At 65.3% G+C, this 22,957-nt stretch carries 25 protein-coding genes; 9 read left to right on the forward strand and 16 right to left on the reverse strand.

Annotated features, from left to right (window positions below; translation table 11 throughout):
- Positions 1–178 precede the first annotated feature (178 nt).
- From ACL58G_RS31545 to ACL58G_RS31555, 3 genes are all read left to right on the forward strand, one after another.
- A complete protein-coding gene (locus ACL58G_RS31545) occupies positions 179–610 on the forward strand; it encodes a hypothetical protein (RefSeq protein ID WP_440964485.1) in 432 nt (143 codons plus the stop codon).
- An 80-nt stretch (positions 611–690) separates the two neighbouring features.
- Positions 691–1,143 (forward strand): DUF2147 domain-containing protein, encoded by a 453-nt coding sequence (locus ACL58G_RS31550; protein ID WP_413386702.1) that lies wholly within the window; start codon positions 691–693, stop codon positions 1,141–1,143.
- Between the two features lie 96 nt (positions 1,144–1,239).
- Positions 1,240–1,644, forward strand: a complete 405-nt coding sequence (locus ACL58G_RS31555) for a hypothetical protein (protein WP_413386700.1) — start codon at positions 1,240–1,242, stop codon at positions 1,642–1,644.
- 6 nt (positions 1,645–1,650) lie between these two features.
- On the opposite strand, the gene ruvB is transcribed toward ACL58G_RS31555, so the two are convergent.
- From ruvB to tyrS, 10 genes are all read right to left on the reverse strand, one after another.
- Positions 1,651–2,718 (reverse strand): Holliday junction branch migration DNA helicase RuvB, encoded by a 1,068-nt coding sequence (gene ruvB / locus ACL58G_RS31560; protein ID WP_056122374.1) that lies wholly within the window; start codon positions 2,716–2,718, stop codon positions 1,651–1,653.
- Positions 2,719–2,827: 109 nt separating this feature from the next.
- Positions 2,828–3,406 (reverse strand): Holliday junction branch migration protein RuvA, encoded by a 579-nt coding sequence (gene ruvA, locus ACL58G_RS31565; RefSeq protein WP_036235449.1) that lies wholly within the window; start codon positions 3,404–3,406, stop codon positions 2,828–2,830.
- A gap of 16 nt (positions 3,407–3,422) precedes the next feature.
- Positions 3,423–3,968, reverse strand: a complete 546-nt coding sequence (gene ruvC, locus ACL58G_RS31570) for a crossover junction endodeoxyribonuclease RuvC (RefSeq protein WP_413338757.1) — start codon at positions 3,966–3,968, stop codon at positions 3,423–3,425.
- 172 nt (positions 3,969–4,140) lie between these two features.
- The gene (purH, locus tag ACL58G_RS31575; RefSeq protein WP_413386697.1) at positions 4,141–5,727 is read right to left on the reverse strand and encodes a bifunctional phosphoribosylaminoimidazolecarboxamide formyltransferase/IMP cyclohydrolase; all 1,587 of its coding nucleotides are present in this window, start codon (positions 5,725–5,727) and stop codon (positions 4,141–4,143) included.
- 94 nt (positions 5,728–5,821) lie between these two features.
- Complete coding sequence (locus ACL58G_RS31580; protein WP_036235444.1) at positions 5,822–6,055, reverse strand: helix-turn-helix domain-containing protein; 234 nt, start codon at positions 6,053–6,055, stop codon at positions 5,822–5,824.
- A 194-nt stretch (positions 6,056–6,249) separates the two neighbouring features.
- A complete protein-coding gene (dusB, locus tag ACL58G_RS31585) occupies positions 6,250–7,275 on the reverse strand; it encodes a tRNA dihydrouridine synthase DusB (protein ID WP_440964490.1) in 1,026 nt (341 codons plus the stop codon).
- Positions 7,276–7,407: 132 nt separating this feature from the next.
- Complete coding sequence (locus tag ACL58G_RS31590; protein WP_413338763.1) at positions 7,408–8,082, reverse strand: histidine phosphatase family protein; 675 nt, start codon at positions 8,080–8,082, stop codon at positions 7,408–7,410.
- 57 nt (positions 8,083–8,139) lie between these two features.
- The gene (locus tag ACL58G_RS31595; protein WP_413386691.1) at positions 8,140–8,814 is read right to left on the reverse strand and encodes a YbhB/YbcL family Raf kinase inhibitor-like protein; all 675 of its coding nucleotides are present in this window, start codon (positions 8,812–8,814) and stop codon (positions 8,140–8,142) included.
- 58 nt (positions 8,815–8,872) lie between these two features.
- Complete coding sequence (dtd, locus tag ACL58G_RS31600; protein ID WP_413386689.1) at positions 8,873–9,331, reverse strand: D-aminoacyl-tRNA deacylase; 459 nt, start codon at positions 9,329–9,331, stop codon at positions 8,873–8,875.
- Positions 9,328–10,602 (reverse strand): tyrosine--tRNA ligase, encoded by a 1,275-nt coding sequence (tyrS, locus tag ACL58G_RS31605; RefSeq protein WP_413386687.1) that lies wholly within the window; start codon positions 10,600–10,602, stop codon positions 9,328–9,330. Before tyrS ends, dtd begins: the two co-directional genes overlap by 4 nt.
- Before the next feature lie 169 nt (positions 10,603–10,771).
- Between tyrS and ACL58G_RS31610 the strand changes: the two genes are divergently transcribed.
- Positions 10,772–12,130 (forward strand): M23 family metallopeptidase, encoded by a 1,359-nt coding sequence (locus tag ACL58G_RS31610; protein ID WP_413338768.1) that lies wholly within the window; start codon positions 10,772–10,774, stop codon positions 12,128–12,130.
- A gap of 73 nt (positions 12,131–12,203) precedes the next feature.
- Positions 12,204–13,295: an anhydro-N-acetylmuramic acid kinase gene (locus ACL58G_RS31615; RefSeq protein WP_413386683.1), complete on the forward strand. Its 1,092-nt coding sequence runs from the start codon at positions 12,204–12,206 to the stop codon at positions 13,293–13,295.
- Positions 13,296–13,299: 4 nt separating this feature from the next.
- Here ACL58G_RS31615 and ACL58G_RS31620 read toward each other — a convergent pair whose 3' ends face one another.
- Positions 13,300–14,235, reverse strand: a complete 936-nt coding sequence (locus ACL58G_RS31620; protein ID WP_413340731.1) for a LysR family transcriptional regulator — start codon at positions 14,233–14,235, stop codon at positions 13,300–13,302.
- 73 nt (positions 14,236–14,308) lie between these two features.
- On the opposite strand from ACL58G_RS31620, the gene ACL58G_RS31625 reads away from it, so the two are divergent.
- From ACL58G_RS31625 to ACL58G_RS31640, 4 genes are all read left to right on the forward strand, one after another.
- Complete coding sequence (locus ACL58G_RS31625) at positions 14,309–14,944, forward strand: NAD(P)H-dependent oxidoreductase (RefSeq protein WP_413340729.1); 636 nt, start codon at positions 14,309–14,311, stop codon at positions 14,942–14,944.
- Between the two features lie 104 nt (positions 14,945–15,048).
- Complete coding sequence (locus tag ACL58G_RS31630; protein WP_440964495.1) at positions 15,049–15,528, forward strand: hypothetical protein; 480 nt, start codon at positions 15,049–15,051, stop codon at positions 15,526–15,528.
- Positions 15,528–16,427, forward strand: coding sequence for a DUF2145 domain-containing protein (locus ACL58G_RS31635; protein WP_440964497.1), 900 nt, complete (start codon positions 15,528–15,530; stop codon positions 16,425–16,427). The genes ACL58G_RS31630 and ACL58G_RS31635 overlap by 1 nt, the downstream gene beginning before the upstream one ends.
- Positions 16,428–16,464: 37 nt before the next feature.
- The gene (locus ACL58G_RS31640) at positions 16,465–16,776 is read left to right on the forward strand and encodes a Dabb family protein (RefSeq protein WP_413340723.1); all 312 of its coding nucleotides are present in this window, start codon (positions 16,465–16,467) and stop codon (positions 16,774–16,776) included.
- Positions 16,777–17,017: 241 nt separating this feature from the next.
- On the opposite strand, the gene ACL58G_RS31645 is transcribed toward ACL58G_RS31640, so the two are convergent.
- From ACL58G_RS31645 to argC, 5 genes are all read right to left on the reverse strand, one after another.
- Positions 17,018–19,258 carry a beta-glucosidase family protein gene (locus ACL58G_RS31645; RefSeq protein WP_440964499.1) on the reverse strand — a complete coding sequence of 747 codons (2,241 nt, stop codon included), beginning with the start codon at positions 19,256–19,258 and terminating at the stop codon, positions 17,018–17,020.
- A gap of 13 nt (positions 19,259–19,271) precedes the next feature.
- On the reverse strand, positions 19,272–20,618 hold the full coding sequence (locus tag ACL58G_RS31650; RefSeq protein ID WP_413386671.1) for a glycosyl hydrolase family 8: 1,347 nt from the start codon (positions 20,616–20,618) through the stop codon (positions 19,272–19,274).
- Positions 20,619–20,915: 297 nt separating this feature from the next.
- Complete coding sequence (gene erpA, locus ACL58G_RS31655) at positions 20,916–21,287, reverse strand: iron-sulfur cluster insertion protein ErpA (protein ID WP_056122323.1); 372 nt, start codon at positions 21,285–21,287, stop codon at positions 20,916–20,918.
- A 54-nt stretch (positions 21,288–21,341) separates the two neighbouring features.
- The gene (locus ACL58G_RS31660; protein ID WP_413340718.1) at positions 21,342–21,755 is read right to left on the reverse strand and encodes a bactofilin family protein; all 414 of its coding nucleotides are present in this window, start codon (positions 21,753–21,755) and stop codon (positions 21,342–21,344) included.
- Between the two features lie 108 nt (positions 21,756–21,863).
- Positions 21,864–22,901 carry an N-acetyl-gamma-glutamyl-phosphate reductase gene (gene argC / locus ACL58G_RS31665; RefSeq protein WP_413386669.1) on the reverse strand — a complete coding sequence of 346 codons (1,038 nt, stop codon included), beginning with the start codon at positions 22,899–22,901 and terminating at the stop codon, positions 21,864–21,866.
- Positions 22,902–22,957 lie beyond the last annotated feature (56 nt).

The raw sequence follows: 22,957 nt of genomic DNA on the forward strand, positions 1-22,957 counted from the left end.
TTTTTGGTGCCGCACGGAAATTTTTTTGTAAAACGAAAAAAACGACACTTCGCATATCGATTTACAAGCGTCCTTACGGAACCGTCCGGCTGCGGTTGCCGCCCGATGTGACAATGTGAGTCAATACAGCGCACGCGCTTCGCTATACTCGTCCGGACTTCATCCATCGAGAGGACGCATGAAACGCCGGATCCCGCTGTTGTTCGCCTTTGCATGGCATGTGTCCGCCCACGCGGCCGATCCCCTGCCTGCCCACGTCGCCGGCAGCTGGGGCGCGGCGCAAACCGTCATGTACCTGCAGGCCGACGGCGATGGCCTGATGGCCGGCTCCGCACCGCCGGCCACGGAGGCAGGCAACGCGCGCCCCATCATTGGCTTCCCGGTCCGCGCGGCGCTGGACGGCGACACGCTGCTGCTGCGGCCCTACCTGCCGAAAGGCGCGCCGGCGACGGACGTCGCGATGACCTGCCACTACGACGCGTCCGCGCCCTCCTTCACGTGCACGGGCCCGGACAAGACGCCGTTCGTCCTGCACCGCCTCGGCGCGACACTGCCGCCCGAAGCCACCTCGACGATCGCCGGCCTGAAAGCCCAGCAAAACGGCTCCTGAGGCCACGCTGTCGTTTACCGAACGACCGTGCAGTTTGCTACACTGGCAGAGCACGCAACCATATTCCAACAGGAGACACAATGCGCCATCTCGCCCACGCCGCCATCCTTACGTTTGCCGCCGCTCTCGCCGCCCCGCTCGCCTGGGCCCAGGACGCTTCTCCCGTCGGACTGTGGAAGACCATCGACGATGCCTCCGGCAAGCCGACCGCCCTGATCCGTATCACGGACAACCAGGGCGAACTGCAGGGGAAGATCGAAAAACTGTTCCGCACGCCGGAAGAGGACCAGAACCCGAAATGCACGCTGTGCCAGGGCGCACGCAAGGACCAGCCGATCGTCGGCATGACCATCGTGTCGGGCCTGCGCAAGAACGGCGACGAGTACACGGGCGGCGAGATCCTCGACCCGAAGAACGGCAAGGTCTACAAGAGCAAGCTGAGCGTCCACGAAGGCGGCAAGAAGCTCGAAGTGCGGGGCTATGTGGGCGTGCCGATGTTCGGGCGGTCGCAGGTCTGGCTGCGCCAGGAATAACGACATTCGTAAATACAACAGGACGTGTCGTGCGCGCCACGTCCAGTGCCGCTATGCTAATCTGATGAATGTTTCATTCAACCAATTGGCATTCACATGATCTTCCTGCGGCTCCTGTCGTTCCTGATCGGCATTGTCATCCCGATGGCGCTGCCCCTCGTGCTCTCCGATGTCAGCACCCGCGGCATGCCCGGCTGGCCCGTGCTGGGCGGCCTGTTCGGCATGAGCCTCGTTTCCGGCAGCTTCCTGTACATCGCCCTGCTGGGGTCGCGCATGCGCCGGTCCATCATCCTGCGCATCCTGGGTGGCCTGCTGCTGCTGCTGCCGATGGCCGCCAGCATTGCCGTCCTCCTGACGCGTACCCAGGAAGAGATGCTGTTGGCCGGCGGCGCGCTGCTCGCGGCCGCGGTGCTGATGTTCATCAGCTTCGTCTTCCCGGGCTTCCCTGAAAGCCAGCGCCCCATGCGCAAGCGCGACCGGCAGGAGCCGGCGCTGCCCTGACGTGAACTAGGCAGGCGGGAGGTTGTCCCACAGGTCGCCGGTCGGGCTGATGCGCGGCGCGGCGACGCCGAAATGCCGGTAGGCCAGCGGCGTGGCGATGCGCCCGCGCGGCGTGCGCTGCAGATAACCCTGCTGGATCAGGAACGGTTCCAGCACGTCCTCGATGGTATCCGCCGCTTCGCCGATGGCGGCCGCCAGGTTGCCGATGCCCACCGGGCCGCCGGCGAACTTGAACAGCACCGCTTCCAGCAGCTTCCGGTCCATCACGTCGAAGCCGACCGTATCCACGTCGAGCATGCGCAGCGCGCGGTCGGCCATCTCGCGCGTGATCTCGCCATTGCCCTTCACTTCCGCATAATCGCGCACGCGGCGCAGCAGGCGGTTGGCGATGCGGGGCGTGCCGCGGGCGCGCTTGGCGACTTCGCGCGCGCCCTCTTCGTCGGTCGGCGCCTCCAGCAGCGCGGCGCTGCGGGCGACGATCTTCGTCAATTCCTCGACGTTGTAGAATTCCAGCCGGGCGACGATGCCGAAGCGGTCGCGCAGCGGATTCGTCAGCATGCCCGCGCGCGTCGTGGCGCCGACGAGCGTGAACGGCTGCAGGTCGAGCTTCACGGAACGCGCGGCCGGGCCTTCGCCGATCATGATGTCGATCTGGTAGTCTTCCAGCGCCGGGTACAGGATCTCCTCGACCACGGGCGACAGGCGGTGAATCTCGTCGATGAACAGGACGTCGTTCGCTTCCAGGTTCGTCAGCAGCGCGGCCAGGTCGCCGGGGCGCTCCAGCACGGGGCCGGACGTCTGACGCAGGTTGACGCCCATCTCGCGCGCGATGATGTGCGCCAGCGTCGTCTTGCCGAGGCCCGGCGGGCCGAACAGCAGCGTGTGGTCGAGCGCCTCGCGGCGCTTCCTGGCCGCGTGGATGAAGATTTCGAGCTGGTCGCGGATCTTTTCCTGGCCGACGTATTCGTCCAGATGCTTGGGACGCAACGCGCGCTCGATCGCCTCCTCGTTGGGCGAGGCCGGCGCGGCGTCGATGATGCGCTGCTCGGTGAAATTGTCGGTCTGGATGCTCATTACATTATCTTAAATGGTGCCGGTGTCACGTAGGGTGGGCGGCCTCCGCCCACGCGTTACGTTTGCGGACCGCGGACGTCCGCGTGGGCACGTGGTGCCCCCTGCCAAATTACGCCTTGGACAACGCCTTCAACGCCAGCTTGATGCCGTCGGACACGCTGGTCCCGGCCGGCATGTTCTTGATGGCGATGAGGGCTTCCTTGTCAGAATACCCCAAAGCCAGCAGCGCATTGAGCACGTCTGCCTGCGCATCGTCGTGCGGCGTGCCGGCCGCGACGCCGATGTCGGCGCCCAGCTTGCCCTTCAGTTCCAGCAGCAGGCGCTCGGCCGTCTTCTTGCCGATGCCCGGCACCTTGACCAGGCGCCCTGCTTCCTGCAACGTCACGGCCTGGGCGAGATCGTTCACAGTCATGCCGGACAGGATGGACAGCGCCGTGCGCGCCCCGACGCCGGTGATCTTGATCAGCTGGCGGAACACGGCGCGCTCGTTCGCCGACCCGAAGCCGAACAGCAGGTGCGCATCCTCGCGCACGACGTAGTGCGTGAACAGGGTGACCTTCTCGCCCGTGTGCGGCAGGTTGTAGAACGTGCTCATCGGTACGTCGACTTCATAGCCGACGCCCTGGCAATCGACGAGCACTTGCGGCGGGTTCTTTTCCAGCAGGACTCCGGAGAGACGACCGATCATGGTGACCTTTCAATAATTAGACGAGGCGGCCGCGCTTCATGTGCAGCGTCGGCTTTTTCGGATTGCCAGGTGCGAGCGTGCCGATCAGTGCCAGCGCATCCTGGCTGTTGGCATGGCAGATGGCAATGCCGAGCGCGTCGGCCGCATCCGCGCCCGGCAGGCCCGGCAGCTTGAGCAGGCGCGCGACCATGTCCTGCACCTGCGCCTTGACGGCCTTGCCCGTGCCGACAACAGCTTGCTTGACCTGCGTGGGCGTGTACTCCGCCACGTCGAGGTCGGCGCCGACGAGGGCCGTGATCGCGGCGCCGCGCGCCTGGCCGAGCAGCAGGGTCGACTGCGGATTGACGTTGACGAAGACTTTTTCGATGGCCGCGCAGGCCGGCTGGTAGGTGGCGACGATTTCGCTGACGCCGGTCAGGATGACTTTCAGCCGCGGCGGCAGCGCGCCCTCGGTGCCCGTCTTGATGGTACCGGACGCGATGTAGCGCAACCGGTTGCCTTGCTTTTCAATGACGCCGAACCCTGTCGTACGCAGGCCCGGGTCGATGCCGAGAATAATCATTATCGAATGTTATACCGGCGCGGGTGTTTCGTGGGAAAAATACTGTGCAAAAACACAGGTCGATGGCAAAACCATCGCGTGGGCACAGGGTGCCCACCCTACGATCACCCACCGGCGTAGGGTGGGCTCCCCGAGCCCACGCGAACGTCAACGCAATGCCAACGTCGGCAAATCAGTGGCGGAAGTGACGCGTACCAGTATAGAGCATGACCACGCCACGTTCATCCGCCGCGTCGATCACTTCCTGGTCGCGCATCGAGCCGCCCGGGTGGATGACGCAGGTCGCGCCCGCGTCAACGACGACGTCCAGGCCGTCGCGGAACGGGAAGAACGCATCCGACGCCACGGCCGAGCCCACCAGCGACAGCCCGGCGTTCTGCGCCTTGATCGAGGCGATGCGCGCGGAGTCGATGCGGCTCATCTGGCCGGCGCCCACGCCGAGGGTCATGCCGCCGGCGCAGAACACGATCGCGTTCGATTTCACGTACTTGGCCACGCGCCACGCGAACATCAGGTCCTGCATCTGCTGCGGAGTCGGCTGCTTTTTCGACACGACGCGCAGGTCGCCCATGCCGACGTTCTTCGCGTCCGGCGACTGCACGAGCAGGCCGCCACCCACGCGCTTGACGTCGTACACGTTCTGGCCGTCGCCCAGGGCGATTTCCAGCAGGCGCACGTTCTGCTTGGCCGACATGATCTGCAGCGCTTCGGCCGTGAACGCCGGGGCGATCAGGACTTCCACGAACAGCTTGGCGATGGCTTCCGCCGCCGGGCCGTCGACCGGCACGTTGAAGGCGATGATGCCGCCGAAGGCCGACGTCGGGTCGGTCTTGAGGGCGCGCTGGTAGGCGTCCAGCGCGTCGGCGCCGATCGCGACGCCGCACGGGTTCGCGTGCTTGATGATCACGCAGCCGGCCGGCATGTTGAAGCCGCCCAGCGACTTGACGCATTCCCAGGCCGCGTCCGCGTCGGCGATATTGTTGTACGACAGTTCCTTGCCCTGCAGCTGGCGGTAGTTGGCCAGGCTGCCGGCGGCCGGCACGAGGTCGCGGTAGAACGCGGCCGTCTGGTGCGGGTTTTCGCCGTAGCGCATGTCCTGGACTTTTTCGAAGTGCAGGTTCAGCGTCTGCGGGTAGGCGGCGCGGTTCGTGTGGTCCTTGTCCGGGCCAAGGCTCGTCAGGTAGTTCGTGATGGCGGCGTCGTATTGCGCCGTGTGCGCGAACACTTTCTTGGCCAGGCGGAATTTCGTCTCGTAGCCGACGCTGCCGGCCGCTTCGCCGGTACCTTTCATCTCGGCCAGCACCGGACCGTAGTCGGCCGGGTCGACGATGACGACGACGTCGCGGTGGTTCTTGGCCGCCGAGCGCAGCATGGTCGGGCCGCCGATATCGATGTTCTCGATCGCGTCTTCCAGCGAGCATTGCTCCTTGGCGACGGTGGCCTGGAACGGGTACAGGTTGACCACCACCATGTCGATCTGCGGGATGCCGTGCTCTTCCAGCTTGGCAACGTGTTCCGGGAAGTCGCGGCGGGCCAGGATGCCGCCGTGGACCTTCGGATGCAGCGTCTTCACGCGGCCATCGAGCATTTCCGGGAAGCCAGTGTAGTCTGCGACTTCGGTGACCGGCACGCCATTGTCCTGCAGCAGTTTAGCGGTACCGCCAGTGGACAGGATGTTCACGCCGAGGGCGGACAGCGCACGCGCGAAATCGAGGACGCCGGTTTTGTCGGAAACGGAGATGAGTGCTTGTTTGATCATGGGAGTGGCCTGTTGAAAAAAATCTGGACGGGCTCGCGCACGCCGGACAAAGGGCCCGACGCACGCCTGCACGCCCCGGCCCCTCCGCCGGCGCTTACAGCAGCCCGTGCTCCTGCAACTTCTTGCGTAATGTATTGCGATTAATGCCCAGCATCTGGGCGGCATGCGACTGATTGCCCTCCGCCCGCGTCATCACCACTTGCAGGATCGGTTTTTCGACGGTCAGGAGCATCATGTCGTAGATGTTCGTCGGTTTCTGCTCGCCCAGGTCGTTGAAATAGTCTTCGAGGCTTTTTTGAACGACTTCCTGGATACTTTCTTTGCTCATGGTTTACAGCTTCATCCTGGTTAAATGCTGCTTTTGGCAGCGTTTGTCTCCGACGTTCTTCTAATTGTTGTTTAAAGGAGTCTCGGAAACCGTCGCGAGCGGCAGTAATTTTGTTCGAGAAGCACAGCTGTACGCCAGTACAGCGAGCATCGCAGGACCAAATTGCAACGCGCAGCAGGTTTACGGGCCTCCTTTTAGGCGGCAATCGCGTCATCGTCAGGATGCGCGGGCCGGTATTGTAACCGGTCGCCATACCGGTGTTGCGATTTAAAAAACTCATCGACGGCGGATAATTGTTCAGCGGTCGATTCCAAACGGTTCATGCGCTGGCGGAATTCTTCGCCGCCGGGCAGGTCTTCGACATACCAGCCGATGTGCTTGCGCGCCGTGCGCACGCCCAAGTATTCGCCGTAAAAGGCGTAGTGGGCCGGCAGGTGTTCGTGCATCAGCTCGCGCACCTCTTCGACCAGCGGCGGCGGCAGGTACGCCCCCGTGCGCAGGAAGTAATCGATTTCGCGACAGATCCAGGGACGGCCCTGGGCGGCGCGGCCGATCATCACCGCATCGGCGCCGGTGTAATCCAGCACGAACTTCGCCTTGTCCGGCGTCGTGATGTCGCCGTTGGCCACGACGGGTATCTTCACGGCGGCCTTGACGGCGGCGATGGTGTCGTACTCCGCATCGCCCTTGTAGCCGTCGGCGCGGGTGCGGCCGTGCAGGGTCAGCATCGCGATGCCGGCCTCCTCGGCCATGAGGGCGATCGTCAGCGCGTTCTTGTTTTGGCGATCCCAGCCGGTGCGGAATTTCAGGGTGACGGGCACGTCGACGGCGTTCACGACGGCGTCCAGGATGCGCTGCACGAGGTCTTCGTGCTGCAGCAGCGCCGAACCGCACCAGTTATTGCACACCTTCTTGACCGGGCACCCCATATTGATGTCGATGATCTGGGCGCCGCGCTCGACGTTGAACCTGGCGCATTCGGCCAGGTCGTGCGGGTCGGCACCGGCGATTTGCACGGCCTTCGGCTCCATCTCGCCCGCGTGGTCCGTGCGCCGCGACGATTTCTCGCTGGCCCACAGGCGCGGATTCGACGCGGCCATCTCGGACACCGCATAGCCCGCGCCGAGCGTCTTGCACAGCTGGCGGAACGGACGATCGGTCACCCCGGCCATCGGGGCGACGAAGACATTGTTACGCAGCGTATAAGGACCAATTTGCACGGCAGAAAATTCACGGGAAGCGACGGGAACTCGCTATTTTACCCGAAGCGCTGCTCAATTTATCAGCACATTTTTTTATGGGATTGTTGCGCACGCGCCAGAAAACGCTTGCCAAGCCCACCAGCATGCCTTTTAGGGAAGCTCGTCGAGCACGGCCGGACGCAGGTGATCGACCTCGCCCCAGCTGCCCAGGACGAGGCTGCGATCGGCCGGGTCGAAGCGGAAACGGTTGATGCTGGCGTTGTAGACCTTGAAGTCGCGCGGCGTCTCCAGCGGCAGCCCGCGCGCCAGGCGGTAGGCACATTCCAGCACGCCGCCATGCGCGACGAGCGCGATCGTCTTGCCGGGATGGTCCGCCGCCAGCGCGAGGATGGCGCCGGTCGCGCGGTCGAAGAACGACCGGAAGCTCTCGCCCACGTTGCGGCCCGGCGGCAGTTGCGCATCGACGTCGCGCGCCTGCCAGGCGGCGAATTCACGTGGGAAACGTTCTTCGATCTCGCTGTACAGCAAGCCTTCGAAGCCGCCATAGCCGCGCTCGCGCAGCGCCGGGTCGATGGCCACCGTCAGTCCGCGGCGGTCGGCCACGGCCTGGGCGGTCTGGTGGGCCCGGCGCAAGTCGCTCGCGACGATGAGGTCGAGAGGCTCGCCCGCGAGCGCGCCCGCCAGCAGTGCGGCCTGGCGCTCGCCTTCGTCGTTCAGTGGAATGTCCAGGTGGCCTTGCAGGCGGCGTTCGGCGTTCCAGGCCGTTTCGCCGTGACGGATCAGGAGGATGTCGGTGGGTGCTGCGGATGCGTTCGTTGTCGTCATGCGGATGCGCCGCTCCGCACCGCGGAGCGATCATTCAAGCGTAGCTTGTCAAAAAAATCAGGAAGGCTGGCCGATCAGGTTGCCCGTCACGTCCGGGTTCAGCGAGTACACGCCGAAGATCTTCGCCTCGTCCAGGATGTGCCCCGTGATGGCCAGGCGCACTTCCTTGCCCGTGAAGCGGCCTGCCAGCGGCAGGCGCGGGATGTCGAGGGCGTACAGCGTAAAGACATAGGTGTGCACGCGTTCGTCGTTCCATGGGGGGCACGGGCCGTCGTAGCCATAGTATTCGCCCGCCATGTCGGGATCGTTCGCGAACCAGCCCGTGTAATCGTTGACGCCGTGGCGCAGCTGGTGTTCCGTGCCGTTCTTGATCGTGAACGGCACCAGCGGCCCGCTCTTGCCGCCCGGCGTGACCATGTCCGAGAACTTGCCCTCGGCGAAGGATTTCAGGCACACGGGAATGTCGACGAGGGACCAGTGATAGAAGTCCGTGCGCGGCAGCGCATCGGGCACGCTCCGGCCCTCCTTGTTCACGTCCGTGCCGTCCGTCGGCACGTCGATGTCGTGCACGAGCAGGACCAGCGACTGCGTACCGGCCGGCACGTCGTCCCAAGCGATGTGCGGGCTGCGGTTGGTCGACAGCTTGATGTGGTTGCCGGGGTCCATCTCGGCGAACGCACATCTGGGCGGAATCATGTCGCCCTCGGTAAAGGAATCGCTCCAGATCTTCATGTTCTTTCTCCCTGCATCCTTAGCCTCAGACTCTCGCCGCGGCGCGCGGTTTCCGGTTTCAGTGCGCGACACGGGGTGGATCAATGCGCAGCCAGAACGTCACCGGTCCGTCATTGATCAGCGCCACCTTCATGTCGGCGCCGAAACGGCCGGTTTCGACGATACCGTGACGCTCGCGCGCCTGGCGCACGACATGGTCGAACAGCCGGCGTCCGTCCTCGGGCGCGGCGGCGGGCGAAAACGACGGGCGGGTGCCGGAGCGGGTGTCCGCCGCCAGCGTGAACTGCGGCACGAGCAGCAGGCCGCCCGCCACGTCCGTCACGCTGCGGTTCATCTTGCCGGCGTCGTCGGCAAACACGCGGTAGGTCAGCAGTTTCGCGAGCAGCGCGTCGGCTTCCCGCTCGGTGTCGCCCTTTTCCGCGCACACGAGCACCATCAGGCCGCGCCCGATCGCACCCGTGACCTCGCCGTCGACCGTGACGCTGGCCTCGCCGACCCGTTGCAGCAGGCCGATCATGCGCTCAACGTCACGCGGGCGAACTTGCGCTTGCCGACCTGCAGCACGAACGTGCCGGCCTGCACCTGCAGCGCCTTGTCGGAGACGACCGTGCCGTCGATGCGCACGCCGCCCTGGTCGATCATGCGCATCGCTTCCGAGCTGGAGGCGCACAAGGCCGTCTGGCGCAGCAGTTGCGGCAGGCCCAGCGGTGCGCCCGAGACGGCCACTTCCGGCACGTCGTCCGGAATGCCGCCCTTGGAGCGGTTGACGAAGTCGGCCAGCGCATCCTCGGCCGCCTGCTGCGAGTGGAAGCGGGCCACGATTTCCTGGGCCAGCGCCACCTTCGCATCGCGCGGGTTGCGGCCGCCCTCGACTTCGGCCTTCAACGCGGCCAGGTCCTGGATCGAACGGAACGACAGCAGCTCGTAGTACTTCCACATCATCACGTCCGAGATGCTCATCAGCTTGCCGAACATCGTGTTGGCCGGTTCCGTGATGCCGATGTAGTTGTTCTTGGACTTGGACATCTTCTCGACGCCGTCCAGGCCTTCCAGCAGCGGCATCGTCAGGATGCACTGAGGTTCCTGGCCGTAATCTTTCTGCAGCTCACGGCCGACCAGCAGATTAAATTTCTGGTCCGTTCCACCCAGCTCAAGATCCGCTTTCAAAGCGACGGAATCATAGCCCTGCATCAAAGGATAGAGGAACTCATGGACCGAGATCGGAGTCCCACTCTTGTAGCGCTTGGTAAAGTCGTCGCGCTCCATCATGCGGGCCACGGTGTAGCGCGAGGCGAGCTGGATCATGCCGCGCGCGCCGAGGGCGTCGCACCATTCGGAGTTGTAGCGGATTTCCGTGCGCGCCGGGTCGAGCACGAGCGATGCCTGCTTGAAATAGGTGGTGGCGTTCGCTTCGATCTGCTCGCGGGTCAGCGGCGGACGGGTCGCGTTGCGGCCCGACGGGTCGCCGATCATCGACGTGAAATCGCCGATCAGGAAGATCACCTGGTGGCCCAGGTCCTGCAGCTGGCGCAGCTTGTTCAGCACCACCGTGTGGCCCAGGTGCAGGTCGGGCGCCGTCGGGTCCAGGCCCAGCTTGATGCGCAGCGGGGTGCCGCTCTGTTCCGAACGGGCCAGTTTCTGGGCAAATTCGCTCTCGATCAGCAGCTCGTCCACACCGCGCTTGGTGATGGCGAGGGCTTCCTGGACGGCGTCGCTCAGGGGCAGAGGAGCCGGACCGGCTGCTGGCGTTGCAATTTTTGCATTACCAGAAATTTCTGGAGAAGTCATAAAAAATTTGTAGGAAAAGGACTAAAGCGGTTGTAAGACCCGGTATTTTGATATAATTCGCGATCCCGTCAATCTTGCCGCACGAAAAGTTTCAACGACAACACTAATAATAACGACAAAAAAATCACGGTGTCTTGGGCTGTTCAAGCGGTAAATTTTAACTGATTGCATGAACCCATTACAGAAAATCGCCGGCAAGCGCTGGTTTGGTCTGGCTGAAACGAGCCGCAAAACCCGCATCGTAGCCGGGGGTGCCGCAGCCCTGGCACTGTGCGCCTTCGGCGCCACCGCAGTCGCCCCGATCGCTCCGGACGCGTCGGACATGCCGGTCAAATCAGTCGCGCAAGACCTGCAACTGCCGAACCTGGCAGACCAGATCGCCGCCCTCCAGCAAGACCAGCAGCAATTCATCCACGAAGAACGCATCCGTGCCGGCGACTCGCTCGGCACCGTGTTCAACCGCCTCGGCATCGAAGACCAGCAAGCCCAGGCCTTCGTCCGCAGCGACAAGACCGCCCGCTCCATCCTCTCGCTCAAGACCGGCAAGCGCATCCAGGCCGAGACCGACGAGAACGGCCTGCTGCTGACCCTGCACGCGACGATCGCCGACAAGGACCAGTTCAAGACCGTCACCATCACGCGCAAGGGCGACAAATTCGTATCGAATTCCGCGCCTGCACAGCTCGAGCGCCGCGTTGAGATGCGTTCGCGCAACATCAACAGCTCGCTGTACGCCGCCACCGACGATGCCGTCGACGGCAGCCAGATCCCCGATTCCGTCGTCAACCAGATCATCGAGATGTTCTCGACGAGCATCGACTTCCGCTCGGACCTGAAGCGCGGCGACCGTTTCAACGTCGTCTACGAAACCTTCTGGCTGGATGGCGAGATGGTGCGCACGGGCCGCATCCTGGCCGGCGAATTCGTCAACCGCGGCGTCGCCTACCAGTCCGTCTGGTACGAAGACCCCGTCACCCACCAGGGCGGTTACTACAGCCTGGACGGCAAGTCGCTGAAGAAGGCATTCCTGAAGTCGCCGGTGGCGTTCAACCGCATCTCGTCGGGCTTCTCGATGCGCGTGCACCCGGTGTTCGGCACCTGGAAGAAGCACGAAGGCGTCGACATGGCCGCACCGATGGGTACCCCGATCAAGGCATCGGGCGACGGCGTCGTCGAATTCGTCGGCACCCAGAACGGCTACGGCAACTTTGTCGTGCTCAAGCACTGGTCCAACTACAGTACCGCGTACGGCCACATGAGCCGCTTCGCCAGCGGCCTGCACCGCGGCCAGAAAGTGTCGCAGGGCGACGTGATCGGCTACGTGGGCACGACGGGCTGGGCAACGGGCCCGCACCTGCACTACGAATTCCGCATCGGCGGCCGCGCCACCGACCCGATGGCAATGAAGAACCTGCAGCAGCAGCCGCTGACGCCGGGCGAAATGACCCGCTTCAAGATGGCCGCGGCCGAGATGTCGCACCGCTTCTCGCTGCTGTCGCCGGCCGGTAACGCGATGGCTGCGCGCTGATCCTTCAGCGTCGTTCAACGAACGCCTTGCACGTCGACATGCGTGCAAGGCGTTTTGCTTTCAGGAGTCGATAATGGCATCCACTCTCTACATCGGGCTGATGTCCGGCACCAGCCTGGACGGCGTCGACGGCGTGCTGGCCGATTTCAACGGCCGCGGCATCCGCACGCTGGACGCTGCCTTCACGCCCTTCCCGGCCGACCTGCGCGCCGAACTGATGGCCTTGCAGGCCGCCAGCGCCAACGAACTGGAGCGTGAAGCGCTCGCCGCCAACGCGCTGGCCCGTTGCTACGCCGAGTGCGTCAAGACGCTGGCCGCCGCGGCGCCGGGCCCGGTCCGCGCTGTCGCCGTGCACGGCCAGACGATCCGCCACCGCCCCGAACTGGGTTTTACCCGCCAGACCAATAATCCGGCGCTGCTGGCCGAGCTCACCGGCATCGACGTCATCGCCGACTTCCGCAGCCGCGACGTCGCCGCCGGCGGCCAGGGCGCCCCGCTCGTCCCCGCGTTCCACGAAGCCCGGTTCGGCAAGCGCGACCAGGTGCGCGCCGTCGTCAACATCGGCGGCATCGGCAACATCAGCGTGTTGCACGGCGACGGCCGCGTGAGCGGCTACGACACCGGCCCCGGCAACGTGCTGATGGACTTGTGGATCGCACGCCACCAGGGCAAGGCCTACGACCAGGACGGCGCCTGGGCCGCGACGGGCACCGTCGACGCGCCCCTGCTCGACCTGCTGCTCGACGAACCTTATTTCCGCCAGCCGCCGCCCAAGAGCACGGGCCGCGACCTGTTCCACGCGGCGTGGCTCGATGCGAAGCTGGCGCAGCGGCCGGGAGCCTCACCCGCCGACGTGCAGGCCACCCTGACGCGCCTGACGGCCGTGACGATCGCCCGCGCCATCCAGGCGGAGGCCGACGCGCAAGCCGTCTACGTGTGCGGCGGCGGCGCCTATAACGGCGTGCTGCTGCGCGACCTCGCCGACGCGCTCGGCGGTACTATCCCGGTCGCGTCGACGGCGACGCTGGGCGTCGCGCCGAACCGCGTGGAAGCCCTCGCGTTCGCGTGGCTCGGCTACCGCTTCCTGCGCCGCCAGCCGGGCAACCTGCCGGCCGTGACGGGCGCCGCCGGGCCGCGCATCCTCGGCGCGCTGTATCCGGCCTGATCCCTCAAGAAATTCCTGCGTGGCCCGCCGCCAGCATGTCGATCAGCGCGCGCGAGGCGGCCGACAGGCTGCGGTGGGCCGGATAGATCAGAGAGAATGTCCGCGTGCGCCCGCCCAGGCCGGGCAACACCTCGGTCAGGCGGCCTGCGGCCAGGCTATCCTCGGCAAAGATGCGCGGGCACAGCGCGATGCCCATCCCCTGCTCCGCGAACCACACGACGCCCATGACGTCCGTGGCCACCGTGACGGCGGCCGGCGGCATCCAGTCGATGTCGCGCCCGTCGTCGCGCAAATGCCACGGGATCACGCGTCCGGTGCTGGGACGGATGAAGGCGATGCAACGCTGGCGCGCCAGGTCGGCGAGGCCGCACAACGGTCCCGCCGCCTCCAGGTAGTCCGGCGCGGCGACCAGGCACAGCGGCGACACTTCGAGCGGACGCGCCACCATGCTGCTGCTGGGGAGCGGACCGGAACGGATGGCCAGGTCGAACCCTTCCGCCACCAGGTCGACGTTGCGGTTGCTGATGTCGACCTCCAGTTCGACCAGCGGATAGGCGCGCGCATAGGCGGCGAGCAGCGCGGGCAGGCGTTGCCTGCCGTAGCTGGTGGGCACGCTCATGCGCACCTTGCCGCTCAGTTGCACCGTCGTGCTGCGGATCGTGCGTTCCGCCTGCTCGATCTGCGCGAACGCGCCGCGCACCTCCTCGGCGTAGCGGCGGCCGGCATCGGTCAGGCTCAGGCTGCGCGTGCTACGCCGCAGCAACTGTGCGCCCAGGCGGGTTTCCAGCCGCGAGATGGCGCGGCTCAGTACCGACGCCGTGGTCGACAGCACCACGGCCGCGGCGCTGAATGACCCGTGTTCGATCACGCTGAGCAACACCTCCACATCCGACAAGTGATCGAACTTGCGGGCCATCTTCACCTTTCGCGAACAAATCATTTGCTGATCGCCTAGTTTATTGCACCGCGAGGAGAAAATACAATGTCACCACTCACCACTCATAAGGTCACTCATGGAATTACTGAATAAATTGCAATGGCGCTACGCCACCAAGGCAATGGATCCGACCCGTCCGGTCGCCCAGGACAAGATCGACCGCATCATCGAGGCCGCCCGCCTGGCGCCGACGTCGTCCGGCCTGCAGCCCTACGAGATCCTGGTCATCAAGAATCCGGCACTGCGCGCGCAGATCCGTGAAGTGGCGTGGAACCAGGCACAGGTCACGGATGCGTCGCACCTGCTGGTGTTCGCCGCCTGGGACGACTACACGCCGGAACGCATCAACCACATGTTCGACCTGACCAACGAAGTGCGCGGCTTCCGCAACGAAGGCTGGGAAGCGTACCGCCAGCAACTGCTGTCGACCTATCCGGGCCGCGGCGCGCAGGTGAACTTCGAGCATGCCGCACGCCAGGCCTACATCGGCTTCGGCGCGGCCGTCATCGCGGCGGCGTTCGAGGAAGTCGACGCGACGCCGATGGAAGGCTTCGACCCGGCCGCCGTCGACGCCATCCTGAAGCTGCGCGAGCAACACCTGCGCAGCGTCGTCATGCTGCCGCTGGGCTACCGCAAGGCCGAGCAGGACTGGCTGGTCAACCTGCCGAAGGTGCGCCGCCCGCTCGACCAGTTCGTCACCGAAATCGACTGATCCCGCGGCGGCAGGTCGTTTGTAACAAAACCACGTTCGCCTTCTCAGCGGCACACGGCACTTGTACCATTGCGTTATCCAATGTGCTTAAGAAAGATTTCGCAATGACCTACACGAATTTCACCCGTGCGCTCGCCCTGGCGCTGGCCGCCGCCGCCGTGGTGTCCGTACCCGCTCAAGCCGACAGCTTCGCGTCGTCCGCGTCCAGCGCGGGTTCCGCATCGTCGGGCAGCATCTCCGATTCGATCGGCGGCTCCAGCAACAGCTCGAGCGGCGACAACAAGCGCGCGGAGACCGGCCCGTACCGCGTGATCGACGTCGCCGTGGCACCGGCCAAGGCGGGCAAGGAAGCAAGAACGCGTATCACGCTGCGCGCCGTCGCGGGCGATGCCGCCACCCAGTTCTGGGTCGACGTACCCGACCGCGCGCTGGCCGAGCGCCGCGTCGCCAAGGATGAAGTCGTGCAAGTGAACGAGCGCGTGTACGGCTACGAATTCGCGTACGGCGACACGAAGCAGCCGTTCTTCCTCGCGCTGCAGGACGACTGGTACCGCGACCTCGCGTCGCGCAAAGTGACGATCTGATGTTCCGGCGGTTCCTCGCGGCCGCGCTGCTGCTGTGCGCGAGCGCGGGGGCATCGGCCGGCATCCCGACCTTCTGCGACCGCACCGGCAAGGTCACGGCCGCGGACCAGGACCGCGTGCTGCGCTTCGCCGCCGCGGTGAAGGACGAATTGGCGCGTTCCGGCAGCAGTCTCGCCCTCGTCGCGCGCGCGGGGCTGGACCTCTCCCGCTTCGGCCTGCTGTATTCGCACGCGGGCATCGCGCTGAAAAACAATCCCGGCGGACCGTGGGCCGTGCGCCAGCTGTATTACGCGTGCGACGAATCGCGTCCGCGCCTGTTCGACCAGGGCATGTCCGGCTTCGTGCTCGGCGCCGACGCGCCCACGCATGGCCACGTCGCCCTGCTGTTCCCGCCCGAGCAGGACAGCGCGCTGCTGGAGCAGGCCGCGCTCGACAAGCCGCTGGCCCTCGCGCTGCTGGGCACGCGCTACAGCGCCAACGCGTATGCGTTCGGCACGCGCTACCAGAACTGCAACCAGTGGGTGGCGGAGCTGATCGCATTCGCGTGGGGCCGCCTCGATCCGGCCGATCCCGCGCGCGCGCGCGCACAGGCGTGGCTGCGCGCGCAAGGCTATGCGGACACGCCCGTCCGCATCCCGTCGCACTGGCTGATGTTCGCCGGCCAGTTCGTGCCCCTCGTGCACGTGGGCGACCATCCGCTCGACGACATCCACGCGCTCGCGCTGCACATCAGCGTGCCGACGGCGATCGAGGATTTCGTACGGCGGGAGTCCCCGCATACGCGCCGCGTGGAACTGTGCCACGACGAGCGCCACATCGTCGTGCACCGCGGCTGGGAACCACTGGGGCCGGGCTGCGAGCCGCTGCCGGGCGACGATGTGATCGCCCTCGCGCCCTGATGTAAGATGACGCCTCGTCAACTTATCCGACCACCCCATGTCCAGCCAACTGCTCCGCCACGTCGTCCTGTTCGCGTTCAAGGACGACGCCTCGTACGACGACGTCGACGCCATCGTGACCGGCTTCGCCGCCCTGCCTGCGGCCATCCCCGGCATCACGGCCTACGAATGGGGCACGAACGTGAGCCCGGAAGGCCTGAACGACGGCTTCACGCACTGCTTCACGTTGACGTTCGCTCAAGCCGAAGACCGCGACGCCTATCTCGTGCATCCGGCGCACCAGCGCTTTGTCGAGATGCTCAAGCCTTCTCTCGCCAAATCGCTGGTGCTGGATTACTGGGCCAGATAACGCATATGTCCGCGTGGGCACGTGGTGCCCACCCTACGCGAAATAATGCCCGGTAGGGTGGGCGGCCCTCCGCCCACGCGTGACGTACGCATGATGCCGGCGTCCGCATGGGCACGTGGTGCCCCACCCGACGCGAAACAAAGCCTCGGTAGGGTGGGCGGCCCTCCGCCCACGCGTGACGTACGCATGATGCCGGCGTCCGCATGGGCACGTGGTGCCCCACCCGACTCGAAATAATGCCTCAGTCTTTGTGGACGGCGCTCCAGGTCATCTCCGGCAATGTCACGTCCACCGAGACCGGCAGGTCGTCCGCCGCCTGCCCGAACAGCACGCGGTACGTGCCCGCGCGGACGCGCCAGCTGTTGTCCGCGACCTCGTACGTCGCCAGCAGGCGCGGATCGACGGCCTGCGTGAACGTGTTCGCGCCACCGGACTTCAGATCGAGCTTGTGGAACGCGACGAGACGCTTCGGTGCTTCCCAGCCCGACGCATTCACATCCGCCGGCGCCACATACACCTGCACGACACCCTTGCCCGCGAGCTTGCCCGTGTTGCGCAGCGCGGCACCGACCGTCAGCGCGCCATTGGCGACGCTGGCCTTCGGATCGGCGACCGCGAAGCTCGTGTAACTGAGGCCGTGGCCGAACGCGAATAACGGTTTATACCCTTTCGCGTCGTACCACTTGTAGCCGATCGCCGCGCCTTCGTGATACGTGATGTGGACGGGGATGCCGTCCGGCTTGCCGAAGCCCGGAATCTGCGCATGGGCAAGTTGTAGATTCGATGCGGGGAAGCTGATCGGCAGGTGCCCGGACGGATTCACTTTACCGGTCAGGATGCGCGCGATCGCCTGGCCGCCGCGGATGCCCGGATAGAACGCCTCCAGCACGGCCGGCACCTGCGGCAGCCACGGCATCAGGATCGCACCGCCCGATTCCACGACGACGATTGTCTTCGGATTGGCGCGCGCGACGGCGGCGACCAGCGCATCCTGGTTGCCGTCCAGTTCCAGCTTGCCGTCGAAGCCCTCGCCCATCCACTGCGTCACGAACACGACGGCGACCTCCGATTGCTTCGCCAGCGCGACGGCCGCGTCGATGTCCTTGCCGCTCGCGTACGCAACCTTCGCCTTCGGCAGTTCGGCTTTCAACGCCGCCAGCGGCGCCGACGGCATGTAGATCACGGGGCCGGGCCACTTCGTCGGCTCCAGGTTCGGCACGGCATTGCCGCCGACGGGCGTCACGCCGGACGAACCGCCGCCCGCCAGCACGCCCTTGTCCGCATGGCCGCCGATGACGGCCACCGACTTCACGTTCGCCAGCGGCAGCAAATTGCCCTCGTTCTTCAGCAGCACGAGCGATTCCTCGGCGGCGCGCTGCGCGACGGCGGCGTTTGCTGCGAAATCGATCTTGCCGACTTTCGGCGGATCGTCGAACACGCCGGTCTGGAACAGCGGCCACAGGATGCGCTGCGCCATGTCGTCGAGGCGGCGCATCGAGACGTCGCCCTTGTTCATCGCCTCCTTGAAATTCTTGGCGGAGTAGAACGGGCCGTGGTGGTTGCAGCACGGGTAGCCCGTGAACTGGTCGAGCCCATAGTTGGCGGCGTCCGCCGTCGAGTGGACGGCGCCCCAGTCGGCCATCACATAGCCCTTGAACTTCCAGTCCTGCTTCAGCGTCTTGTTCAGCAGGTATTCGTTCTCGCATGCCCAGCGGCCGTTCACGAGGTTGTACGAGCACATGACGGAGCCCGGTTTCGACAGGTCATTGACGATCTCGAACGCGAGCAGGTCCGACTGGCGCATCGCTTCCGGCGAAATCGTGACGTCGACCGTCGTGCGCTGGCTTTCGTGGTCGTTGACGGCGAAGTGCTTCATCGTCGACACCACGTGGCGCGCCTGGATGCCGTTGATGAGACCTGCCGCCATGCGGCCGGCCAGCAACGGGTCCTCGCCCACGTATTCGAAGTTGCGGCCATTGCGCGGCTCGCGCGCCAGGTTCGCGCCGCCGGCCAGGAACGTGTTGAAGCCGGAGGCGCGCGCCTCGTCCGCGATCATGCGGCCGCCCGCTTCGGAGACGGCCGGGTCGAAGCTGGCCGCCGTCGCCAGCGAAGACGGCAGCGCCGTGCGCTCCATGCCGCCCACGCGCACGCCGATCGACGCGTCGGTCTGCCACTGCGCCGGGATGCCCAGGCGCGGGATGCCCGGCACGTAGCCGGCCGAGCCCTCGATGTGGTGTGCCGCGACGTCGGCCTTGATTGCCGGCGGCACGATATCGTCCGGCTGCTTCGCCAGGTCTTTCTTGTCCGTGTAGCTGACGATCAGCAGCAGTTTTTCGTCGAGCGTCATCGCGGCGACGGCGGCGCGGGCGCGTTCGTCGGCGGATTTCGATTTGTCGAACCACGCGCGGTCCTGCGCCTGCGCGCCCATCGCCGCGCAGGCGAGAAGGACCGCGACCGCAGTTTGTTTCCTCTGTTTCATCATGCTTGTCTCCTTGTTATTTGTGGGGCGCATCGATCACGCGGAATTCGCCGCCGAGATGCATCATGCTCATCAGGTACAGCATGCCGTCGAAGTAGCGCTGCTCGCCGCTGGGCACGGGCGTGGCCCACAACGCGCGCAGGAAGTCGTCGGATGCCTGCCCCGGCGTGGCCGCCAGGCTGCCGACGGCCGCTGCCGCCAGCATGCCGGTCGAGTGGCGGTCGGACAGCGGCTTGCCGTCCAGCGTGTAGCGGTCGGCGAAACGGTCGATTCCCTGGCCCGCGAGGAACGTCTGGACGCGGTCGGAAAGCGCCTGCTGGCGCGGATCCTTGTTCCACCAGCTGCGGTCGACGGACCAGTTGCTGATCGTGCGCCAGCTGTCGTAGCCGAACGACCCCGGGCTGCCGTCCCAGTTCTTCAGCGGCGTGCCGTCGAAGTCGGCGCGGTCGGGGCCGAGGCCCGTCGCGGGGTCGGCCGTCTTCACGAAGAAGTCGCGGCTGACGCTCGCCGCGCGCGCCCAGAACGCGCGGTCCTCGCGCGGGCCCCAGCGTGCCCACAGCTCGTAGAACGCGGGCAGGTGGTAGGACGGGTCGGTGCCGGGGATGAACGTCTCCGGCACGAAGCGGACCATCGCGTGGGCCTCGTCGACCATAGTCCCGACGGTGACGGCGCGCGGCGCGCGGTGCGGACGCTGCGGCGGCCACGGCTTGCCCGCTTTCTGCGCCTGTTCCTGTTCGCGGCGGTTGTTGGGGCTGGGCCAGGGCGTGGCCGGCTCGACGAACGGCTGATCGCCGGGGTGGATGCGGAACGGCGGCGTGGCGGTCACGACGGGGTGGTGGCGCATGCCGCGCAGGATGGTATCCGCTTCTTTCTGGTAGTCGTAGATGCCCTTCCCGTTACCCCAGCGCCGCGCCGCGAAGTACAGCGCCATCGCATAGTATTCCTCGCCGTCCGGCGCGGCCCCGGTGGCGCGCGGCGTGCCGTCCGTGCCCATCGACCACGCGAAATAGCCGCGCGACGGGTTGGCGGGATCGGTCGTGAGCATGTATGTCTTCGACCAGTTCCACAGCGCGTCGAATTCGCGCTTCTTGCCGAGCTGGACGGCGATCATCATGCCGTAGCTCATGCCCTCCGTGCGGGCGTCGTTGTTGGCCCAGTCCGTGATGTACGCGAGCGTGCCGTTGGCGTTGGCGCCCGTCTCGAAGTAGACGCGCTCCTCCTGGCCGTCGCCGTGGAACAGCCGCTGGAAGGCTTGCTCGATCTTCGCGTGCGTCTCCTGCGGGCTGCGCCCCAGGCGTTCGGCGAACAGGTTGCGGTAGCGCTGCGTGCGGTAGGCGCCGGTGCCGTCGTCGGTCGCTGCCATGGTGGTGGCGGCTTTGTCGGTGGATGGTGCTTGCGCTTGGGCGGCACCGGCCCAGGCGAGGATGATAGCGGTAACACGGCAGCGTAAAGTTGGTGCCCTCGACATTGTTTTTCTCTCGTTACAGGGGTTATGTGTCTCCTTGCCGCCACGTTCGTGGAGCGTGGTCAGTGTACTACGCGCGTGACTGTTAGCAATGTTAATGGATTGTCATTACGGCGGCATCCAACACTTCGTACGGACAAAAAAAAACCGCCCCGGCAATGCCGAGGCGGCTTTCGATGTCGAGGCTGGTATCGCTTACATCGAGAACGACGAACCGCAACCGCAGGTCGACTGGGCGTTCGGGTTCTTGATGACGAACTGGGCGCCTTCGAGGTCGTCCTTGTAGTCGATTTCGGCGCCGACCAGGTACTGGTAGCTCATCGAATCGATCAACAGCTGAACGCCGTTCTTTTCCATCGTCGTGTCGTCTTCGTTCACGATTTCGTCGAAGGTGAAGCCGTACTGGAAGCCCGAGCAACCGCCGCCCTGCACGAACACGCGCAGTTTCAGGTCGGGATTGCCTTCTTCCTCGATCAGTTGAGCAACCTTCTGGGCAGCGCTGTCGGTGAAATTGATGGGCGTGGGGATCGTGTCTTGTGCGTTTTGCACTTCGGCGACTGCATTCATGGATAAACTCCTGATTGGATTCGGATTTCGTCCATTATAGACCGTTGGCGCCAGTCATGCTGAAGCCCCTTCGGCCGCCACGCCGAGGTGGAAGACGGGTTCGGCGGCCGCCACCGGCTCGGCGTGATGGGTCAACTTGCCGGTGACGAGGGCACCGCCGTGCATTTCCAGCAGGCGGTAATGGACATCCCCATGTATGCGGCCTTTCGGCTGCAATTCAAGGAGTTCGGACGAATACACCGTGCCCGCGATATACCCGTTGACGACGAGGTTGGAACAGCGCACCTCGCCTTCGATGCGCGCGTGTTCGGAAACGATCAGCACGCTGTCGTTGCCGTCCGCGGCCATCACGTTGCCGTGCACCTCGCCGTCGATGCGCAGCCCGCCGGTGAATACGAGATCCCCTTCGATGCGTGCGGAAATGCCGATCAGGCTATCGATTTCGCTTTTTGCGTTACGACCGAACATGATTGTCCCCTGTGCTTGGCGTTGGTACTGTCCAACGGTCAATGTACCGTTGCCAACACAGGTCGCCTTGATCTGTGTCTTGTGACCAAGCCTTGCGAGAGGACGTGTTTACGGCAGCAGCGCGATCTGCTTCAGGCCGGTGCTTTCCGGCAGGCCGAACATCAGGTTCATGCACTGCACGGCCTGGCCGGACGCGCCCTTCACCAGGTTGTCCTGCACGACGAGGATGACGACCGTGTTGCCGTTGTCCGGACGGTGCAGCGCGATGCGCAGCATGTTCGAACCGCGCGTCGAGCGGGTTTCCGGGTGCGAGCCGAACGGCATGACGTCGACGAATTCCGCATCCTTGTACTGCTCTTCGAACAGGGCTTGCAGGGCTTCGTTCGTGATGTCCTGCGTGAGGCGCGCGTACAGCGTCGAATGCATGCCGCGGATCATCGGCACGAGGTGCGGCGTGAAGATCAGGCCGACCTTCTGGTCCGTGTAGCGCTGCAGCTGGGCCGACGTCTCCGGCGTGTGGCGGTGGCCATGCACGCCATAGGCCTTGAAGTTGTCGCTCGCTTCCGAGAACAACGTGCCGATCTCGGCCTTGCGGCCGGCGCCGGACACGCCCGACTTGGCGTCGGCGATCAGGTTGCCTGCGTCGATGATGCCCGCCTTCAGCAGCGGATAAAAGCCCAGCTGCATCGTGGTCGGATAGCAGCCCGGATTGGCGATCAGGCGCGCCTTGCTGATATCTTCGCGATTCAGTTCCGGCAGGCCATACACGGCCTCTTCCAGCAGGTCTGGCGCGCTGTGCGGGATCTTGTACCACTTCTCGAACGTGGCCTGGTCCTTCAGGCGGAAGTCGGCGGCGAGGTCGATCACCTTCACGCCGGCGGCGATCAACTCGGGCGCCTGGGCCATGGCGACGCCGTGCGGGGTCGCGAAGAACACGACGTCGCACTGCTTCAGGTCGGCCTTGTCCGGGCTCGAGAACGCGATGTCGACGTGGCCGCGCAGCGAGGGAAACATGTCGGCGACGGGCAGGCCGTCTTCCTTGCGCGAAGTGATGGCGGTCAGCTGCGCCTCGGGGTGGGCAGCAAGCAGGCGCAGCAATTCTACGCCCGTGTAGCCGGTGCCGCCAACGATGCCAACTTTGATCATGTCTGTTTCCCCTTGATAAATGGATACGTTCCGTACGAGCCCGCAATTTTAGCAGG

Origin of the sequence: Massilia sp. GER05, from assembly GCF_052056005.1 — a bacterium.
Classification (GTDB): domain Bacteria; phylum Pseudomonadota; class Gammaproteobacteria; order Burkholderiales; family Burkholderiaceae_D; genus Telluria; species Telluria orientalis.

Bases quoted from the DNA above. Each gene is read 5' to 3' on its own strand.
- ACL58G_RS31545 (WP_440964485.1), top strand. From the start codon at position 179: ATGAAACGCCGGATCCCGCTGTTGTTCGCCTTTGCATGGCATGTGTCC.
- ACL58G_RS31550 (WP_413386702.1), top strand. From the start codon at position 691: ATGCGCCATCTCGCCCACGCCGCCATCCTTACGTTTGCCGCCGCTCTC.
- ACL58G_RS31555 (WP_413386700.1), top strand. From the start codon at position 1,240: ATGATCTTCCTGCGGCTCCTGTCGTTCCTGATCGGCATTGTCATCCCG.
- ruvB (WP_056122374.1), bottom strand. From the start codon at position 2,718: ATGAGCATCCAGACCGACAATTTCACCGAGCAGCGCATCATCGACGCC.
- ruvA (WP_036235449.1), bottom strand. From the start codon at position 3,406: ATGATCGGTCGTCTCTCCGGAGTCCTGCTGGAAAAGAACCCGCCGCAA.
- ruvC (WP_413338757.1), bottom strand. From the start codon at position 3,968: ATGATTATTCTCGGCATCGACCCGGGCCTGCGTACGACAGGGTTCGGC.
- purH (WP_413386697.1), bottom strand. From the start codon at position 5,727: ATGATCAAACAAGCACTCATCTCCGTTTCCGACAAAACCGGCGTCCTC.
- ACL58G_RS31580 (WP_036235444.1), bottom strand. From the start codon at position 6,055: ATGAGCAAAGAAAGTATCCAGGAAGTCGTTCAAAAAAGCCTCGAAGAC.
- ACL58G_RS31590 (WP_413338763.1), bottom strand. From the start codon at position 8,082: ATGACGACAACGAACGCATCCGCAGCACCCACCGACATCCTCCTGATC.
- ACL58G_RS31595 (WP_413386691.1), bottom strand. From the start codon at position 8,814: ATGAAGATCTGGAGCGATTCCTTTACCGAGGGCGACATGATTCCGCCC.
- dtd (WP_413386689.1), bottom strand. From the start codon at position 9,331: ATGATCGGCCTGCTGCAACGGGTCGGCGAGGCCAGCGTCACGGTCGAC.
- tyrS (WP_413386687.1), bottom strand. From the start codon at position 10,602: ATGACTTCTCCAGAAATTTCTGGTAATGCAAAAATTGCAACGCCAGCA.
- ACL58G_RS31610 (WP_413338768.1), top strand. From the start codon at position 10,772: ATGAACCCATTACAGAAAATCGCCGGCAAGCGCTGGTTTGGTCTGGCT.
- ACL58G_RS31615 (WP_413386683.1), top strand. From the start codon at position 12,204: ATGGCATCCACTCTCTACATCGGGCTGATGTCCGGCACCAGCCTGGAC.
- ACL58G_RS31620 (WP_413340731.1), bottom strand. From the start codon at position 14,235: ATGATTTGTTCGCGAAAGGTGAAGATGGCCCGCAAGTTCGATCACTTG.
- ACL58G_RS31625 (WP_413340729.1), top strand. From the start codon at position 14,309: ATGGAATTACTGAATAAATTGCAATGGCGCTACGCCACCAAGGCAATG.
- ACL58G_RS31630 (WP_440964495.1), top strand. From the start codon at position 15,049: ATGACCTACACGAATTTCACCCGTGCGCTCGCCCTGGCGCTGGCCGCC.
- ACL58G_RS31635 (WP_440964497.1), top strand. From the start codon at position 15,528: ATGTTCCGGCGGTTCCTCGCGGCCGCGCTGCTGCTGTGCGCGAGCGCG.
- ACL58G_RS31640 (WP_413340723.1), top strand. From the start codon at position 16,465: ATGTCCAGCCAACTGCTCCGCCACGTCGTCCTGTTCGCGTTCAAGGAC.
- ACL58G_RS31645 (WP_440964499.1), bottom strand. From the start codon at position 19,258: ATGATGAAACAGAGGAAACAAACTGCGGTCGCGGTCCTTCTCGCCTGC.
- ACL58G_RS31650 (WP_413386671.1), bottom strand. From the start codon at position 20,618: ATGGCAGCGACCGACGACGGCACCGGCGCCTACCGCACGCAGCGCTAC.
- erpA (WP_056122323.1), bottom strand. From the start codon at position 21,287: ATGAATGCAGTCGCCGAAGTGCAAAACGCACAAGACACGATCCCCACG.
- ACL58G_RS31660 (WP_413340718.1), bottom strand. From the start codon at position 21,755: ATGTTCGGTCGTAACGCAAAAAGCGAAATCGATAGCCTGATCGGCATT.
- argC (WP_413386669.1), bottom strand. From the start codon at position 22,901: ATGATCAAAGTTGGCATCGTTGGCGGCACCGGCTACACGGGCGTAGAA.